We start from the raw sequence: 16,649 nt of genomic DNA on the forward strand, positions 1-16,649 counted from the left end.
AAATCATGGTAGATCAAAAACAACTTAAATTTGATAAAGCATATTTGCGCATTGCACATGAATGGGGAAAACTCTCTCACTGCGAGCGTAAGAAAGTTGGCGCATTAATCGTTAAAGATCGCATGATTATATCTGACGGATACAACGGCACACCTTCAGGTTTTGAGAATCTGTGTGAAGACGAGAGTAATTACACCAAATGGTATGTTTTACATGCTGAAGCGAATGCAATTCTTAAAGTTGCGGGTTCAACACAATCTTGCCGTGGTGCAACGCTTTATATCACTTTATCGCCATGTAAAGAATGTAGTAAATTGATACATCAATCAGGGATTGAACGTGTTGTTTACCAAAACTCCTACAAGGATGATGCAGGTTTAGCCTTTCTTGAAAAAGCAGGTGTAGCAATACAACAGGTACAGAATCTTGAAGCATGAAATTTACATTAAAAACATATTTACCCATTATTGTTGCTCTCGCAATTGTTATTGGAATGTATTTGGGACAAAGTCTCAATTTTCCTGAACAACAAGAATTGAAAAGCTCTAGTCAACAAAAGTTTTCAAAATTTATAAACTACATCGATGAATCTTATGTTGATGAAGTCAATACTGATAGCATTGTCGATATAACGCTCAAATCTGTATTAGATCAACTCGATCCGCATTCAAGTTATATTTCTCAGCAAGATTACGGTTTAGTTCACGACGAAATGCGTGGTGGCTTTGTTGGTATTGGGATAAGCTTTTATCATATCGGCGATACTTTAGCAGTGATCAGAACAATTGAAAATGGGCCAAGTGATAAAGCTGGACTTTTGCCAGGTGATAGAATTGTTGAAGCTGACGGTGTTGATTTATCAGCATCCATTGTTTCAGATTCAATTACAAAACTCCTGAAAGGTGAAAAAGAAACAAGTGTACAACTCAAAGTAAAACGTTTTAATGAAGATGAACTTTTAACTTTCAATGTTATTAGAAATGAGGTTCCTCTGAAAAGTGTAGATGCTTCATATATGATGAATGACACAACAGCTTATGTGAAAATCAACCGTTTTTCAGAAACAACTTATAGCGAATTTAAAGGTCGCATGAATAGACTTCCACTACAAAATATTAAATCGGTTGTACTTGATTTAAGAAACAATACTGGCGGCTATCTTCAGGAGGCAACTCAAATTGCTGATGAATTTTTAAAAGAAGATCAACTCATAGTTTTTACTAAAAATAAAGATGGTGATCTTAATAAACGTTTTGCAACATCAGGAGGAGCTTTTGAAAATGCTAAGGTTTATGTATTAATCAATGAGAAAACAGCTTCCGCAAGTGAAGTTATTGCTGGTGCCATACAAGATAATGATAGAGGGACAATTATCGGACGCCGTTCTTTTGGGAAAGGTTTGGTACAACGTGAAATGCAACTTGGCGATGGAAGTGCTGTCAGGTTAACAGTTGCACGATATTACACACCAACAGGTCGATCGATTCAAAGATCTTACGAAAACGGAAACAGAGATTACTTCTCAAATTACTTAAAAAGATATACAAACGGAGAACTTCAATCTGAAGATAGCATTCACGTTGATGAGTCTAAACAATTTACAACACCAGGTGGAAAAACTGTTTACGGAGGAGGAGGCATCATTCCTGATATTTTTGTACCAATCAATGCGACTAAAGTTTCAAAAGATTTGAAGTTTATGTTTGAAGGTGGCGCAATGTCACGCTTTATTTTTACCCAAATGGATAAAGACAGAGCTTACTATAATAATCTTGAAGAAAAACAATTCATAACAGCTGATCTCATCACTTATGAAATGATTTCTAATTTTGAAAATTATTTAGGTGACTTCAGTATGACTTATGATTTTTCATCTAGCATAGAAGAAGCTAAAGTTTATTTAAAAGCAACGATGGCACAACAGATTTTTGATGATAATTTAGCATACAGAATTATCAATAAAAATGATGAAATGCTAGAAAGAGTTTTAGAAATTAAATCTCAATAAAATTTTATCGATCTTCATATTTACTAGAAATTTTCTTTGAAAGAATTAGAATCAGAAGTAGAAAGATAGCAGCCACAGAAATAATTGCACTGACAACTGGTTTGAAACTTCCTTCACTAAAAATCGCACTGTAATCGATAAGTGTCAGATTATAAATCAAGAAAAAACTCGCAAATAAAATTAGAAAATATATCAAATACTTCATACTAGAATAAATTTTGAATGTTTGTCACAAATAACTTGACAGCAATCGCTAACAAAATTACACCAAAAATTTTACGAGCCACTGAAATTCCTTGATTACCAAGCAATTTTTCGATTTTCTTAGAAGATTTTAAGACAAAATAAACAATTACAATATTAAAAAGGATGGCTGCAATGATATTTGGCGTTTCAAATTCTGATTTTAATGATAAAATTGTGGTCATTGTTCCAGCACCTGCAATTATTGGAAAGGCTAAGGGGACAATTGCTGCAGTTTCAGGTGCATCATCTTTATAAAGTTGAATACCTAAAATCATTTCGATAGCCAAGAAAAATAAAATTAAAGCACCAGCAACAGCAAATGAGTTGACATCAATACCGATAAGTTTTAAAATCGACTCACCAACAAAAAGGAAAACAATCATCAATATGGCTGAAACAATAGAAGCTTTCTCGCTTTGAATATGACCAACCTTTTGTCTTAGATTAACAATGATAGGAATGCTTCCAGTGATATCAATCACTGCAAAGAGAATCATTCCTGCTGTAAAAATTTGTTTAAAATCAAAAATACCAAACATCACTTAAATTTTTTGCAAAAGTAGTTTTCATATTTTGATTCATCACAATATAAATTGAAGTTTTTTAGGCTAAATATTTCTTAAATTTAGAAGTGTGATTGAGGATTTGATGAAGAAGCTTTATTTACATGTGATTCCTGATTATAGCCGAATAATTTTCTAAATTTGCGACATGATACAGATTGGCAAAACGCTTATTTCAGAAGCAATTATTGATACGGACTTTACCTGCAATCTTGCAGCTTGTAAAGGCGAATGTTGTGTGGCTGGTGATGCAGGCGCACCTCTTGAGTTTGATGAAATTCAGATTCTTAAAGATGTTTATCCAAAAGTGAAACCTTATTTACGTCAGGAAGGTATTGAAGCCATTGAAGCACAAGGCACGCATGTAACTTCAGACTTCGGTGAGCCTGAAACACCTTTGGTGAATAATGCCGAGTGCGCTTATGTTAATTTTGCAAAAGACGGAACAGCTTTATGCGGAATTGAAAGTGCTTATCGTGATGGTGTTATCAAATGGAAGAAGCCTGTGTCGTGTGAATTATACCCAATTCGTGTTCAAAAACTATCCGAGTTGACCGCTGTTAATTATGATAAATGGGATATTTGTGATGACGCTTGCACTCTGGGTAAAGAGCTTCAAGTGCCTGTTTATAAATTTACTAAAAATGCACTGATCCGTAAATTCGGTGAAGATTGGTACAGCGAACTCGAACGAATTTTAGAAGAAGAACAGCAATAAATAAGATTTTTATGTCACAGTGGGAACAGCTTTTATCCTTGAGAAAACAAGGAGACAAACATAAACGTTTACGTCATGAGCAAGATGAAACCCGATTGGGTTTTGAGGTTGATTATGACAGAATTGTCTTCTCATCGGCTTTTAGAAGCTTACAAGATAAAACGCAAGTGATTCCGCTATCAGAAACTGATTTTGTACACACGCGTTTAACACATAGTCTTGAGGTTTCTGTTGTTGGTCGCTCTCTTGGACGAGAAGTTGGGAAAGCACTGATCAAAAAATATCCAGACTTAGAGACACATCATGGTTACAAAATCAATGATTTTGGTGCTATCGTTGCTGCTGCTTCAATAGCGCATGATATCGGAAATCCGCCCTTCGGACATTCAGGAGAAAATGCTTTAAGTGATTATTTTAAACACGGTAAAGGTAAACGTTTTCAGCCAGAAATCAATTCACAAGCTTATCAAGATCTTTGCACTTTTGAAGGTAATGCAAATGGTTTCAAACTATTAACAGAAACTAAAAACGGAACAATTGGTGGCTTGCGTTTATCTTACGCAACCTTGGCTGCTTTTACAAAATACCCTAAAGCTTCTTTACCTTACAAACCGACTAAAAATGTTGAAGATAAAAAGTACGGTTTCTTCCAAGATGAAGAAAATTTCTTTCATGAGGTTGCTCAAGAAGTTGGTTTAGAACCTGTGAAAAATGCGGGTGCAAAACGCTATCATCGTCATCCTTTGGCTTTTTTAGTAGAAGCTGCGGATGATATTTGTTACACAATTATCGATTTTGAAGATGGTATTAATCTCGGACTTATTCCTGAAGAATTAGCACTAGAATATTTATCAAAAATCATCAGTAAGCGTATTTTACCTGAGAAATATGCTGAACTGAAAACAACACAAAATAGAATTGCTTATCTCAGATCTTTAGCGATAGGTGAACTCATCAGTGAAGCTGTTTCTATTTTTATGGAAAATGAAGAAGCGATTTTGGCAGGTGAATTTCACACAGATCTCCTTTCACAATCAAAATATACAGCACAAATTAAAGATATTATTGAAGTAAGTGTTGAGCGGATTTACAAAAGTCAAGAGGTGATGGATAAAGAGATTGCAGGCTATAAAATCTTGACAAGTATGTTACATGATTTTACTTCTGCTATTGAAAACAAACTCTCTGGTAATGAAACCAATTTTGATGATCTTGTGATTAATAACTTCTTGTCTCATCTAGATTTTGAAGATATGTCAACCGAGAAATGGTTGATGGAAGTTACATCTTACATCGCGGCTATGACAGATAGTGAAGCCTTGAGGACTTATAAAAAACTCAACGGTAATAATTTATAAATTTTTGAGTATTTCTTGAGCTTCCGCCACAGTTTCAACGGGTTGTTGACAGACTTTATCTTGACAGATGTAAATTAAATCACCAGTGCTTCTCTTGTCTTTTACAAGGTCAATCTTTGTGTTTTCACCCATATAAACAGCATGACCAAAATATAGATGTTGAAGTTCTTGTGCTTTTTCTAAAGCTTTGTGACCCACGCAGACAATTTCTACTTGACCATGAACCATTTTGCCAATGCCGCGTGCCCAATTGGCTAAATAAGGACCAGATTTATAAATCTTCTGATGAATTTTTGAAGCTAATTGGCTTGTAATATTGGAGTAGTTTGATGTTGGATAGAAATGTGATAAATCAATTAACAGATTGAGCATTACTGAATTTGATGCAGGAATAACATTGTCATTGATTTCAATTTTTCTAGCGATTAAATCTGAATTTTCTGCTGAAGTGTAATAGAAAATCCCGCGTTCACTATCATAAAACTTCTTAATTGTAATATCAGTTAATTCTTTAAAACGTTCTAAATATTGACTTTCAAAAGTGACTTGATAAAGATTGCAAAAGGCTTGTGCAAGCCATGCATAATCTTCTAAAAATGCTGAAATACTTGCTTTCTGATTTTTATAGTTCCTGTAAACTTGAAGTTTTTCATCAATAAGATTTTTGTTTAAAAAATCAGCATTTTTAATGGCAGCTTCTAGATATGATTCATCCTTTAAAGCTTTGTAGGCATCAATATAAGCGATGAGCATCATTGCATTCCAACTGCTTAAAATTTTATCATCAAGACTAGGCTTGTTCCTGTTTAAACTGTTTTTTTTAATCTTAGAAATGATGATTTCTAAATCTTTTTTAATTTTATTCTTATCAAATTTTAGTTCTTGAGCAACTTCATTAATTGACTTCGCTTTGTAAAAGATATTTTGGTCGTCTTCCCAGTTTCCATTTTCTTTTAAACCAAAATATGATTCGGCTATTTTGAATTCTTCATCGGTTAGAATTTTTTTCACTTCATCAAAATGATAAGTATAGTAGGCGCCTTCTTTTCCATCAGAGTCTGCATCAAGAGCAGAGTAGAAGCCTCCATTTTCAGCGGTCAATTCATTTTTTATAAAATTTAAACTTTGACGAATCACCTTCTCATAAGATGAGTTTTGCGTCAACTGATAAGTTTTTGAGTAAAGGTTGATGAGTTGCGCATTATCATAAAGCATCTTTTCAAAGTGCGGCGCAAACCATTTGTCATCGACAGAATATCTTGCAAACCCACCATGTATTTGGTCATAAATACCACCTTTATGCATACCATCAAGTAAATTTGTTGTGATATCAAGCGCATCTTGATTTTTTGTATAATAATGATAATCTAACAGAAAAATCCAGCTGCTTGGCATAGGAAATTTTGGAGCACCTTTAAAACCACCATTTTCTCTATCGATTAAATTAATCCACCCACCAAAAAAATCTTTATAATCAGTTTTTGAAAATTTTGTGTTCTCAGTTACGTCAAAGTTCATGACATCCACATCCTGAATGCCTTTTGTGAGTTTATTGGCTGTTTCTTCTAATTGTTTTCGTTGTGATGCGAATGCTTCAGCAACATTCATCAACACTTTTTTCCAATTATCTTTAGGAAAATATGTTGCAGCGTAAAAAGGTCTGCCATCAGGAAAAGCAAAAGCATTGAGTGGCCAACCTGCTCTGCCGGTTAATATTTGTGCCGCATCCATATAGATTTGGTCAATATCTGGGCGTTCCTCTCTATCTATTTTAATACAAATAAAGTGCGCGTTCATCAATTTGGCGACTTCATTATCCTCGAAAGATTCGTGTGCCATCACGTGACACCAGTGACAAGCTGCATAGCCGACACTAATGATGACAGGTTTGTCGAGTTCCTCAGCAAGTTTTAGCGTTTCGCTGTTCCACTCTCGCCATTCTACAGGATTGTCTTTGTGTTGTAAAAGGTAAGGACTGGAAGCTTTGCTGAGCAAATTCATAGTTTATTGATTTAAGAGTTTAGAAATCTCGTCAAATTTAGGCGTTAAAACAACTTCAATACGTCTGTTTTTAGCTTTCCCACTTTGCGTTGAGTTTGGTGCAACTGGTGCAAATTTACCTCGCCCTGCTGCTGTTAAGTTTTGGGGTTTAATGTTTGCGTTTTTTAATAATAGCTTTAAAACTTCAGTAGCTCGCTTTGTTGATAAATCCCAGTTGTCTTTTAAAGCTCCGCTACCATTATAAGGGACGTTATCCGTGTGACCTTCAATTAGGATATTGATATCTTGGTTATTAGCCAAAACCTTACCGATTTCTTTAACAGCTTGTTGACCTTCACTACCAACAGACCAGCTTCCAGATTTGAAAAGTAATTTGTTTTCCATAGAAACATAAACTTTACCATCACGCTGTTCGACACTTAAGCCTCTATCTTCAAAGTTAACAAGCGCTTTTGAAAGATTATCTTTCAGCTGATTCATTTTTGCTTCTTCAGCAGCAATGATAGATTCGAGTTCGTTGATGCGTTTTTCACGGAACTGCAAATCCTTCTGTAGTTTTTCTAAACGTTCTTGTTCTGAGGCTAATTTTTCTTCTTTTTGTTCTAATTCTTTTAGTAATTCACGATTGCGATGTGCATTCTCAGCCAATACTTTTGAGCTGTTTTTCTCTAAAGCATTATAAGAATCCGATAGTTTATCATAATCACTTTTCTTTTGATTCAACTCCTTTTCAATTGCTTCTTTTTTGTTTTCTAAAGACTGATAATCTTTTTTTAAGGATTGAAGCTCGTCACTCATCATCTCTTTTTCATCCTCACAATCTTCGAATTGCGAAGTTTGCGCTTGATGGTCGGCTTTGAGATTGTTAAAATCTCTATCGAGTTCGTCGTATTTTTTTTGGCTCATGCAAGCAGTCATACTTGCAATAATAGATAAAAGGGCAATTTTCTTTAACATGGCAATATGATTTATAAGTTTAACGCTGTTAGCGTGGTCTTATTTTAATTGTAATAAAACAGGGCAGTGGTCGCTGTGTACAGCTTCATCTAAAATTAAGGCGCGTTCAATGCGATTGTGCAAAGCTTCTGAAACCAAATGATAATCTAAACGCCAGCCTTTATTTCTTGCTCTGGCATTGCCGCGATAGCTCCACCACGAATATTGTTCTTTTTCAGGGTTGAGTAATCTAAATGAATCGATTAAGCCGATTTCCATAAAAGCAGTTAACCATTCACGTTCAACAGGTAAAAACCCAGAAACCCTCTTGAGACGAACAGGATCGTGAATGTCGATTGGTTCATGGCAGATATTATAATCTCCAGAAATAACAAGATTTGGTTTCTCTTGGAGTAGATTTTCAATATAAGTTTTAAACTCATCCATGTAGTTGAGTTTAAAATCTAAACGCGCATCATTTGTCCCTGAAGGTAAATATAAACTCATCACTGAAAAAGTATCAAAATCGGCCCTCAGGTTTCGGCCCTCCTTATCCATAGATGGAATGCCAGTTCCGTATTCTACGTGATTTGGTTTTATTTTACTGATGATGCCAACACTGCTATAACCTTTTTTCTCTGCGGAAAACCAATAGCAATATTCGTAACCGATTTCTTTAAAGATAGAATCGTCAATTTGTTCAGGTTGTGCTTTTGTTTCTTGAAAACAAACAATATCTGCATCAGTTGCTTTTAGCCAAGGAATAAAGTCTTTTTTTAAAGCTGCTCGTATTCCATTGACGTTATAAGAAATAATTTTCATGATTTTATTTTAGAAATGATAAACTCAGAAAGTCCTTCTGATGGGATTAAGGTGTTTGATCGTTCTTCTCTTCTTTTTTTCTTGCTTCTTTATCAACAGGCTTTTTTATTTCGTCTTCACTTTTTAATTCGTGTGTCGCTTTGTTGTATTTTCCCTTTAGATCATCAATTACAGAGCCACTCCACAAACTATTTCCGAGGAAATAAGAAGTTCTCCCTAGTAAGTGAGCACCTACAGGCGCTGTCAAAAAAATAAAAATAACGATGGCTTGCACACGTGTAGTGACTGAAAAGTCGGAAAAGAAAATAGCCGCCGCACCTAACAATAAGCCAACGCCAAGTGTTGCAGCTTTTGTATTAACCGAAATCCTTAAATAAGGATCTGGCATTCGAACTAAACCAATGGCCGCTAATAGTGCAAATAAAGCACCTAAAGTTGAAAATATGTAGATTAAAATTTCAGTCATCTTTTTTCCTTTTTTCGAGATAATAAGAGAAAGCTACGGTACTTAAAAACGCGATTAATGCCAAAATCATGGCGATATCTAAAAATGTTGGTTGATTATTGATAATGCTGTAAATGGAAATAATTCCGATACCAATTGTAATCATCAAATCGAGTGCAATCACGCGATCAATGATACTCGGTCCTTTGATAAATCTGACCAACACCAATATCTCTGCAACTGAAAGCACAGGTAAAATGAAGTAATATAAATAATCGTTTAATGTCATCTTAATATTTCTAATAATCTCTTTTCAAAACCGTTTTTGATATCATCAATAAATTCTTGTTTATCGTTCACATACATCGTGTGTACATAAAGCACTTTTTTATCTGTAGAAACGTCTAAACTTAAAGTTCCTGGTGTTAATGTGATCAGGTTTGCTAGGAAGGTAATTTCCATGTTTGTTTTAGCATCCAAGGGCACTTTTACAATACCTGGTTTCATGTTGTAATGCGGCGTACTCACTTCATAAGCCACTTGAATGTTAGCTTTGGTCAGCTCCCATACAAAAAAGAATATGAAACTAATAACACGCGGCAAGAATCTATAATACTTGGTTTTACGTTTTTTAAATTTCCTTGAGATAATCCATAAAATAAAAAAGCTCAATATAAAACCAAAAGCAAAGCTGCTGAATGCAAAGTCTCCCGTTAAGAAAACCCAGATCAGCATCAGGAGAATATTTGATAAAAATTGTTTTTCCATTTTAAGAACTTTTAAGTACTGCGTTAATATACAAGTCTTTGTTGACAATTTCTTCAGCAATACGTGTTGAAATTTCTTGGATGTGCTCAGCGCCAAAACCGATATAAAGCGTGACAATTGTTAATAAAACAATCGGTAAGACAAATCGCATTTTATCGAAAGAACTCAATTGGTAAAAATAATTGAACTTTTCGCTGGTTTCCATTTTAGGTTGATCTTTCCAAAATACGCGAGACCATAATCGCGCAATGATGACCAATGTAATAAAACTACCAAAAATTAAAGCACCAAAATACCAATAATGTTTCAGTTCAAAACTGGCAATAATCAATGAAATTTTAGGCCAAAATCCTGATAAAGGAGGAATCCCAATCAATGAAAAAAGAGGTAAGGCAATCAATAAACTCAGTTTGGGATAAGTTGCATAAATACCTCCAATTTTTCGCATACTTGAACTGGCTTTCATTCTGAAAATTAAGCCAGCAATTAAAAATAAATTTGTTTTGATGATGATGTCATGAATCAGATAAAAAGCAACACCAGCAATAGCAACTTTTGTAAACATCGCCAAACCACCAATCATAAAACCAATGTGACAAATTATGAGGTATGAGAAAACTTTTCTGATATTGTTCTGAATCAATGAACCGATACCACCACTGAAAATTGTGAGCACAGCAATGACCATTAATAAAGTTTGTAAAAAAGGCGTCATTTCAAAAATAACAGAGAAAACCCTGATCAATGCGTAAACACCAACTTTTGTGAGTAAGCCTGAAAATATTGCTGAAACCGCAGCTGGCGGCGTGTGATAGGAGGCAGGAAGCCAAAAATAAAGAGGGAAAACTGCTGATTTAATCCCAAAACCGACTAAGAATAAAACAGCACAAACCTCAACCAAAACCTGATTATCAATTTGACTTACTTTAGCAGATAGATCGGCCATATTTAAAGTTCCAGCTAAGCCATAAAGAACACCCAAAGCTGTTAAGAAAATCATTGACGCAAAGAAGTTAAGCGTAAAGTATTTGACAGCACCTTCAAGCTGATTTTTTTCTCCTCCAATACTGATTAAGACAAAGGAACTGATAATAATAATCTCAAACCAAACGTAAAGGTTGAAGATGTCTCCTGTGAGAAAAGCACCGTTTAGACCTAATATCAAAAAATGAAATACACTAAAATAGCCAAACCTCAACCTCGCATTAATGACTGCGACCGTTGAAAATATAGACACAGCAAGCGCGCTAATTGCTGTAAGCAAAACTAAAGTAGCGGCAAGCATATCTCCGACAAATACAATCCCGAAGGGTGCCGACCAACTTCCTGATGCCACCGTTTGAGTTCCGTTTTGATAAACATGTACAAATACATAAATCGCAACAGCAAGACCGATAATACTTCCTGCAACACTAACAATTTTTTGTAAGCGAACTTTTCTCCAATAAAACATCAGTATAATACTGATAAAGAGATTGACAAGAAGCGGTAATGTGATAATATGATTTGTCATGAATTTTCGTCTGTCGTGTTGAGTTGATCTAAATCGTCTGTTTTTAATACTTTATAAGCGCGTTTGACCAAAATGATGGCAAAAGATTGAAGTCCAAAACTAATAACAATTGCAGTTAAAATTAAAGCTTGTGGTATTGGGTCTGCATATAGGCCCTCGATAACGCTTTCAGTTCCTGGTATAATTGGCGGTTCACCTTTTGTGATTCTTCCAAGTAGAAAAATCAATAAATTAACACCATTTCCTAAAAGAACGATGCCAAGAATAAGCTTGACGATACTTCGACGCATAATCATATAGATGCCTGCGGCGTACAAAAAACCTATCATAATTGCTAAGAGTATTTCCATATCAAGCGGATTCTGAGATTGTAAATATGATTGTAAGCGCAGCACCAATCACAACAAGATAGACGCCAGTATCAAAAAATAAAGCGGAACCAATCGTTCCTAAAACAGGTATACTTCCATCAGCCCACAGACCTGTCATAATTGGTAAATCTGCTAATACTATCGGTGAAATAGCACTTAAAAAAGCAATGCCCAATCCAACAGGCATAAAATAGCCTGGATGAAACTTAAGCACTCTTTTGGTTTCATTGATACCGTTTGCAAATGCATCCAATACAAAAGCAATGGCAGCGACTAAACCACCAACAAAACCACCACCAGGTAAATAATGTCCTCTTAACAGAATGAAAACTGAAAAGAGCAGAAGTACCGGTAAAAGGTAATTTGAAGCTGTTTGTAGAATGATTGTTTTCATCTTATTTGATTTTATCTTTTGGTCTTAATCTTAATTTTAATAAACCGAAGACACCTAAAGCAGCCACAATTAAAACTGAAATTTCTATCATCGTATCAATCCCTCTAAAGTCAACTAAAATAACATTGACAATATTTTTCCCGTGCGCTAGCTTATAAGCATTTTCAGCATAATACTTTGTAATTTCGTTGTTTTTAGGTTCTTGTAAAACACTCAAAACTAACAAAGTCATTAAACTACCAAATACAACGGCTAAAGCGCCATGTTTCATTCGGCTTTTTCTCTTTGTCATTTTGAGATATTTAGGTAATTTATAAAGCACTAAAACAAATAAAATAACAGTCAGTGTATCTACAGAAAACTGAGTCATCGCTAGGTCTGGCGCACTATAGAATAAAAACAATAAGCTAAATGAAAAGCCAACAATTCCCATAGAAGCTACTGCAGCAAGTCTAGAATTTGTAAATACAGTAAAAACAATGGCAGCAAACATCATTAATATAATGGCTATTTCATAAACGGTAACATCTTCTAAACTGCTATAGTCTAGTCTTAATTGGAAGTTTGGCAGTAATAAAAAGCTAATAAGCCCTATAATAACAGCTACGACAATACCAACATAATCACGTAAGTATCCATTTTGGAAAAAATTTGTCCATAATTTCCCAAATTTCTCAAAAGCAGTAGAACCTTTGAGCATTAAATCTTTGGGTGCAATAAAATCTAACTTTTGTATAAAATTTTCTTTTGCGTAAGTTGGTTTTACAATAAAGTACATCACTGTACCTATAATAATTGTTACAGCACTTAAGCCTAGAACAGTATTAAAACCATGCCACAGTTTTAATTGAAAATTTTCTGGGTTTTCAAACATCACTTGGGTGATTGGTTTTGCAAAAGCAGATTCGATTAATGAAGGTAGTAAACCAAATACTAAACCTAATATAACCATGAGTAGTGGCGGAATCCACATCAGCGGACTAGGCATATGTATCTTTTCAAATTTCTGAGGAAGCTTCCCCGTAAAAGGTTTAACACCAGCAACAAAACCACCATAAAATAAAAGTATCTTCGTTATAACAGCTAAAGCGGTTAATATGATTGCATACTGACTGCCCAAGGTTGCTTCATAAATCAAATCCTTTCCAACAAAACCAAGAGTTGGAGGAACGCCACCACTAATAAGAGCAGCAATAAATCCAGCGATTGCGACTGGCATCAATACTTTACGGAGTCCAGCTAGTTTTGTGATGTCACGTGTTTTTGTTTCATGATCAATAATTCCTGTGATCAAAAACAAAGAAGCTTTGTATAAAGCGTGAACAATAATAAAGACTGCAGCTGCAATCAACGCTGCTTGCGTACCAATTCCGATGAGGAAAACCAAAATACCTAAAGCTGAAATGGTTGAGTAAGCTAAAATTCCTTTTAAATCAGTTCTGAAAAGAATATGAATGGCTGAGTAAAGCATTGTAATTGCTCCGAAAACAATTAATGTTGTATGCCAAAGTTCTGAACCGCCCAACACTGGTGATAATCTGAATAACAAATATACGCCTGCTTTTACCATCGTTGCCGAGTGCAAGTAAGTGGACACTGGCGTTGGAGCTTTCATCGCGCCTGGTAACCAAAAGTGAAATGGAAATTGAGCCGATTTTGTAAACGCTGCAGCAAAAATAAGAATCACTGCTAATGCATAATAAGGATGAGACTGAATAAGATCAGTCTGAGATAGCATTTCAGAAATTTCATAAGTTCCTGTCATGTAGCCTAATAAAACAGCGCCACCAAGAAGCAAAAGCCCGCCGATACCAGTGATGCCTAAAGCAGTTAAAGCAGATTTACGTGAAGCTTTAGAGTCATTATTAAATCCGATTAAGAAGAATGACGTAATACTCGTAAGTTCCCAAAAAATAAACATTGACATGAGGTTGTCAGACAGGACTAAACCTAACATTGCGGCCATAAAAAGACTGAGATAGCCATAAAATCTATCCAAATATTTATGTCCTTTAAGATAAGCTGAAGTATATAAAAAAACCAGTGAACCAACACCAGTAATCATTAAGGCAAATAAAAGAGCTAAGCCATCAAGCCTGAAAGAAAGGTTGACGCCAAAACTCGGAATCCAATTGATTTTTTGAGTGATGATTTCACCATTAGAAATTTGGGAAATAAAACTCAAAAAATAAGCAAACAGACTAATTGGGATTAATGAGGAAATGACTGCAAATTTTCCACGAAAAAATTTCCCGGTAAAGACCAGGAAAATCGCAAATAAAAACCCTAATAAAATCGCTGTTAGCATACTCAGTTGTTAATTTTACAAATATAAATAATATTGTGAATCTCCATGATATAAACAGCTTAGGTATGATATCTTTAATTTTAGTTTAACATTTTCATCACCTTTAAATTATCTTAAATACGTATTGCAGTAAAAAGTGAATGAATCTATGACTTAATTCATCAATTTTGATTGAAAAAATAAGATATACATTTTTTTATTCTCTAAACATTTTAACCTCTAAATTCTGGTGTGCATCTATACTGGCGCGATACATGCCAGCAGTATTGAATTCCATACTGATGTTTCCTTCATGATCTAAGGCGATGACACCACCATTACCACCTAAGTCTGCTAATTTTTTAATGACATTTTTACTTGCTTCAGAAAGTGATTTTCCTGCATATTCCATTTGTGCTGATATATCATAAGCTACGACACCACGTATAAAATATTCGCCCCAGCCTGTTGAGGAAATCGCACAGGTTTTATTGTTGGCATAAGTTCCAGCACCAATAATAGGAGAGTCGCCGATGCGTCCCCATTTTTTATTTGTCATGCCTCCAGTTGAAGTTCCTGCAGCTAAATTTCCATTTTCATCCAATGCGACGCAACCAACTGTTCCGTATTTTGAATCATCGATATTTGGATCATAAAAAGATGATTTTTCTTTTGCTTTGACACGTTGTAACGCATCATATCTATTTTGCGTAAAAAAATAAGAAGGATCAACGATTTCGAGTCTTTGTTCTTTCGCAAAAGTTTCAGCACCTTCTCCTGAAAGTAAAACATGAGGCGAGTTTATCATGACTTCATAAGATAAATTAATCGGGTTTTTGACATTTGTCACACCTGCGATGGCACCAGCGTTTAGTGTGTTTCCATCCATGATTGAAGCGTCAAGAGAATTTTTTTCATCGTGGGTAAAGACAGCACCTTTTCCAGCATTAAAAAGCGGTGAATTTTCCATGATGTTGATACTTTTCTGAACAGCTTCCATTGCTGAACCTCCACTTTTTAAAATTTCATGTCCAGCTGTTATTGCTTCTTCGAGTTTATTCTGATAAACAATTCGAAGGGAATCCGTCATGCTTTCAGGCAAAATGGTTCCAGCACCACCATGAATCACAATTGCGACTTTGTTATTTTGCTGTTGCTGCGCCGCACAACTTGTGATGAAAAATAACAGAATGGAAAAATTGAATAAGATGGCTATTTTTTGAAATTTCATCATAATTCTAATAAGTAATTTAAGGCTTGTGGTTGGATGTTAAGTAAATCTGCCTTAGGTAATCTTTCAAGTAATTTTTGCCAATTCTTATCTCTGCTAAAAATACGTTCAAACATAGGAACAGCAGTTTCAACTTTTCCTGAGTTAACCAAAGCAACAGCTTTCCAGAATTTCATTTCTGTATTGTTAGGAAGAAGCTTTTCAGCTTTACCATAAGCATCTAATGCAGCTTCAGTATTTTGATTTTCCATAGCAACATCACCTTTGTTCATAAATTCATAAGCACGATGAACGTTGAGCAATCGGTCGAGTTCTTTAATGGGATTTTGATGATCGTCAACACGTAAATCAATGATGCGATCATCCCAAGGGTTTTTGGGTTTTTCAGAAGAAACAACAACTAAAGCTGCTGATTGTTTTCCTCTGATGTCGCCACCTGTTCCTTGCGCGGCGTGCATTGCTGACATGACTCGCTCGGCTAAAGGTAAATGTAAATTCATTTTATATGCATCGTACATGCGCTCAATCACTTCATCGTTGAGCATCATATTGGCTTGCACCACAAAATTGTCACCAATTTTATGTCCAGCTGATTCTACGCATTTTTCTCCTGTGTGTACTGCTATTTTTCCATCATTATTTAACATAGCAACTTGTCTGTAAGCTTTGTTTTGATCTTGTTTTAATAAGTGATTTAAAGCTTTTTCAGGCGTGTATCCTTTTTCAAGCAATTCAATACCTTCATAACCATAACGTTTGCTAACAAAAGATTGCGTGGCAACCACACCAACGCCAGATTTTGCCCATGGGACAGCTGTACCAACAGAAAACCAGTGACTTTGTACACCAACTGCCATTTCGCCAGTCTCTGCGTCGCGCGCTAAAATGGAAAAGGTGTGAGCAAACTCATCCTGATACGGTTTTTGTTGCGCAACAACGACTTGAGAAAATATGATGGAAAAGCAAAATGTAAAAAGGAATTTCATTT

At 35.1% G+C, this 16,649-nt stretch carries 18 protein-coding genes; 4 read left to right on the forward strand and 14 right to left on the reverse strand.

Features of this window, described 5'->3' with window-relative positions:
• Positions 1-5 precede the first annotated feature (5 nt).
• Both CAP47_RS07890 and CAP47_RS07895 read left to right on the forward strand, forming a co-directional pair.
• A complete protein-coding gene (locus CAP47_RS07890; protein WP_100776139.1) occupies positions 6-437 on the forward strand; it encodes a deoxycytidylate deaminase in 432 nt (143 codons plus the stop codon).
• Positions 434-2,008, forward strand: coding sequence for a S41 family peptidase (locus tag CAP47_RS07895; RefSeq protein ID WP_100776140.1), 1,575 nt, complete (start codon positions 434-436; stop codon positions 2,006-2,008). Before CAP47_RS07890 ends, CAP47_RS07895 begins: the two co-directional genes overlap by 4 nt.
• Positions 2,009-2,012: 4 nt before the next feature.
• Here CAP47_RS07895 and CAP47_RS07900 read toward each other — a convergent pair whose 3' ends face one another.
• The gene (locus tag CAP47_RS07900) at positions 2,013-2,213 is read right to left on the reverse strand and encodes a hypothetical protein (protein WP_093245463.1); all 201 of its coding nucleotides are present in this window, start codon (positions 2,211-2,213) and stop codon (positions 2,013-2,015) included.
• A gap of 1 nt (position 2,214) precedes the next feature.
• Positions 2,215-2,793 carry a MarC family protein gene (locus CAP47_RS07905; protein ID WP_192869971.1) on the reverse strand — a complete coding sequence of 193 codons (579 nt, stop codon included), beginning with the start codon at positions 2,791-2,793 and terminating at the stop codon, positions 2,215-2,217.
• A 172-nt stretch (positions 2,794-2,965) separates the two neighbouring features.
• Between CAP47_RS07905 and CAP47_RS07910 the strand changes: the two genes are divergently transcribed.
• Positions 2,966-3,535 (forward strand): DUF3109 family protein, encoded by a 570-nt coding sequence (locus tag CAP47_RS07910; protein ID WP_093245467.1) that lies wholly within the window; start codon positions 2,966-2,968, stop codon positions 3,533-3,535.
• 11 nt (positions 3,536-3,546) lie between these two features.
• The gene (gene dgt, locus CAP47_RS07915) at positions 3,547-4,893 is read left to right on the forward strand and encodes a dGTP triphosphohydrolase (RefSeq protein ID WP_100776141.1); all 1,347 of its coding nucleotides are present in this window, start codon (positions 3,547-3,549) and stop codon (positions 4,891-4,893) included.
• On the opposite strand, the gene CAP47_RS07920 is transcribed toward dgt, so the two are convergent.
• The 12 genes from CAP47_RS07920 to CAP47_RS07975 all read right to left on the reverse strand — a co-directional run bounded on the left by CAP47_RS07920 (position 4,888) and on the right by CAP47_RS07975 (position 16,647).
• Positions 4,888-6,894 carry a thioredoxin domain-containing protein gene (locus CAP47_RS07920; RefSeq protein WP_100776142.1) on the reverse strand — a complete coding sequence of 669 codons (2,007 nt, stop codon included), beginning with the start codon at positions 6,892-6,894 and terminating at the stop codon, positions 4,888-4,890. The genes dgt and CAP47_RS07920 overlap by 6 nt on opposite strands.
• Positions 6,895-6,897: 3 nt before the next feature.
• Positions 6,898-7,851 carry a flagellar motor protein MotB gene (locus CAP47_RS07925; protein ID WP_100776143.1) on the reverse strand — a complete coding sequence of 318 codons (954 nt, stop codon included), beginning with the start codon at positions 7,849-7,851 and terminating at the stop codon, positions 6,898-6,900.
• A 39-nt stretch (positions 7,852-7,890) separates the two neighbouring features.
• The gene (locus CAP47_RS07930) at positions 7,891-8,652 is read right to left on the reverse strand and encodes an exodeoxyribonuclease III (RefSeq protein ID WP_100776144.1); all 762 of its coding nucleotides are present in this window, start codon (positions 8,650-8,652) and stop codon (positions 7,891-7,893) included.
• 46 nt (positions 8,653-8,698) lie between these two features.
• Complete coding sequence (gene mnhG / locus CAP47_RS07935; protein ID WP_100776145.1) at positions 8,699-9,118, reverse strand: monovalent cation/H(+) antiporter subunit G; 420 nt, start codon at positions 9,116-9,118, stop codon at positions 8,699-8,701.
• Positions 9,111-9,386, reverse strand: a complete 276-nt coding sequence (locus tag CAP47_RS07940; protein WP_100776146.1) for a cation:proton antiporter — start codon at positions 9,384-9,386, stop codon at positions 9,111-9,113. The genes mnhG and CAP47_RS07940 overlap by 8 nt, the downstream gene beginning before the upstream one ends.
• Positions 9,383-9,865: a Na+/H+ antiporter subunit E gene (locus CAP47_RS07945; protein ID WP_100776147.1), complete on the reverse strand. Its 483-nt coding sequence runs from the start codon at positions 9,863-9,865 to the stop codon at positions 9,383-9,385. The genes CAP47_RS07940 and CAP47_RS07945 overlap by 4 nt, the downstream gene beginning before the upstream one ends.
• 1 nt (position 9,866) lies before the next feature.
• Positions 9,867-11,378, reverse strand: a complete 1,512-nt coding sequence (locus tag CAP47_RS07950) for a proton-conducting transporter membrane subunit (RefSeq protein ID WP_100776148.1) — start codon at positions 11,376-11,378, stop codon at positions 9,867-9,869.
• Positions 11,375-11,728 (reverse strand): Na+/H+ antiporter subunit C, encoded by a 354-nt coding sequence (locus tag CAP47_RS07955; protein WP_100776149.1) that lies wholly within the window; start codon positions 11,726-11,728, stop codon positions 11,375-11,377. Before CAP47_RS07955 ends, CAP47_RS07950 begins: the two co-directional genes overlap by 4 nt.
• Position 11,729: 1 nt before the next feature.
• Entirely contained in the window at positions 11,730-12,143 is a 414-nt protein-coding gene (locus CAP47_RS07960) for a Na+/H+ antiporter subunit B (RefSeq protein WP_093245515.1), read from the reverse strand.
• A gap of 1 nt (position 12,144) precedes the next feature.
• Complete coding sequence (locus tag CAP47_RS07965; RefSeq protein ID WP_100776150.1) at positions 12,145-14,451, reverse strand: putative monovalent cation/H+ antiporter subunit A; 2,307 nt, start codon at positions 14,449-14,451, stop codon at positions 12,145-12,147.
• Between the two features lie 196 nt (positions 14,452-14,647).
• A complete protein-coding gene (locus CAP47_RS07970; protein WP_100776151.1) occupies positions 14,648-15,664 on the reverse strand; it encodes an isoaspartyl peptidase/L-asparaginase family protein in 1,017 nt (338 codons plus the stop codon).
• Complete coding sequence (locus tag CAP47_RS07975) at positions 15,661-16,647, reverse strand: DUF1028 domain-containing protein (protein WP_100776152.1); 987 nt, start codon at positions 16,645-16,647, stop codon at positions 15,661-15,663. The genes CAP47_RS07970 and CAP47_RS07975 overlap by 4 nt, the downstream gene beginning before the upstream one ends.
• Positions 16,648-16,649: the final 2 nt, after the last annotated feature.

The sequence above is a fragment of the Psychroflexus sp. S27 genome, from assembly GCF_002810405.1.
GTDB lineage: Bacteria > Bacteroidota > Bacteroidia > Flavobacteriales > Flavobacteriaceae > Psychroflexus > Psychroflexus halocasei_A.

Excerpts from the sequence above, each read along its gene's own strand:
- CAP47_RS07890 (WP_100776139.1), top strand. The coding sequence starts at position 6 with ATGGTAGATCAAAAACAACTTAAATTTGATAAAGCATATTTGCGCATT.
- CAP47_RS07895 (WP_100776140.1), top strand. The coding sequence starts at position 434 with ATGAAATTTACATTAAAAACATATTTACCCATTATTGTTGCTCTCGCA.
- CAP47_RS07900 (WP_093245463.1), bottom strand. The coding sequence starts at position 2,213 with ATGAAGTATTTGATATATTTTCTAATTTTATTTGCGAGTTTTTTCTTG.
- CAP47_RS07905 (WP_192869971.1), bottom strand. The coding sequence starts at position 2,793 with ATGTTTGGTATTTTTGATTTTAAACAAATTTTTACAGCAGGAATGATT.
- CAP47_RS07910 (WP_093245467.1), top strand. The coding sequence starts at position 2,966 with ATGATACAGATTGGCAAAACGCTTATTTCAGAAGCAATTATTGATACG.
- dgt (WP_100776141.1), top strand. The coding sequence starts at position 3,547 with ATGTCACAGTGGGAACAGCTTTTATCCTTGAGAAAACAAGGAGACAAA.
- CAP47_RS07920 (WP_100776142.1), bottom strand. The coding sequence starts at position 6,894 with ATGAATTTGCTCAGCAAAGCTTCCAGTCCTTACCTTTTACAACACAAA.
- CAP47_RS07925 (WP_100776143.1), bottom strand. The coding sequence starts at position 7,851 with ATGTTAAAGAAAATTGCCCTTTTATCTATTATTGCAAGTATGACTGCT.
- CAP47_RS07930 (WP_100776144.1), bottom strand. The coding sequence starts at position 8,652 with ATGAAAATTATTTCTTATAACGTCAATGGAATACGAGCAGCTTTAAAA.
- mnhG (WP_100776145.1), bottom strand. The coding sequence starts at position 9,118 with ATGACTGAAATTTTAATCTACATATTTTCAACTTTAGGTGCTTTATTT.
- CAP47_RS07940 (WP_100776146.1), bottom strand. The coding sequence starts at position 9,386 with ATGACATTAAACGATTATTTATATTACTTCATTTTACCTGTGCTTTCA.
- CAP47_RS07945 (WP_100776147.1), bottom strand. The coding sequence starts at position 9,865 with ATGGAAAAACAATTTTTATCAAATATTCTCCTGATGCTGATCTGGGTT.
- CAP47_RS07950 (WP_100776148.1), bottom strand. The coding sequence starts at position 11,378 with ATGACAAATCATATTATCACATTACCGCTTCTTGTCAATCTCTTTATC.
- CAP47_RS07955 (WP_100776149.1), bottom strand. The coding sequence starts at position 11,728 with ATGGAAATACTCTTAGCAATTATGATAGGTTTTTTGTACGCCGCAGGC.
- CAP47_RS07960 (WP_093245515.1), bottom strand. The coding sequence starts at position 12,143 with ATGAAAACAATCATTCTACAAACAGCTTCAAATTACCTTTTACCGGTA.
- CAP47_RS07965 (WP_100776150.1), bottom strand. The coding sequence starts at position 14,451 with ATGCTAACAGCGATTTTATTAGGGTTTTTATTTGCGATTTTCCTGGTC.
- CAP47_RS07970 (WP_100776151.1), bottom strand. The coding sequence starts at position 15,664 with ATGATGAAATTTCAAAAAATAGCCATCTTATTCAATTTTTCCATTCTG.
- CAP47_RS07975 (WP_100776152.1), bottom strand. The coding sequence starts at position 16,647 with ATGAAATTCCTTTTTACATTTTGCTTTTCCATCATATTTTCTCAAGTC.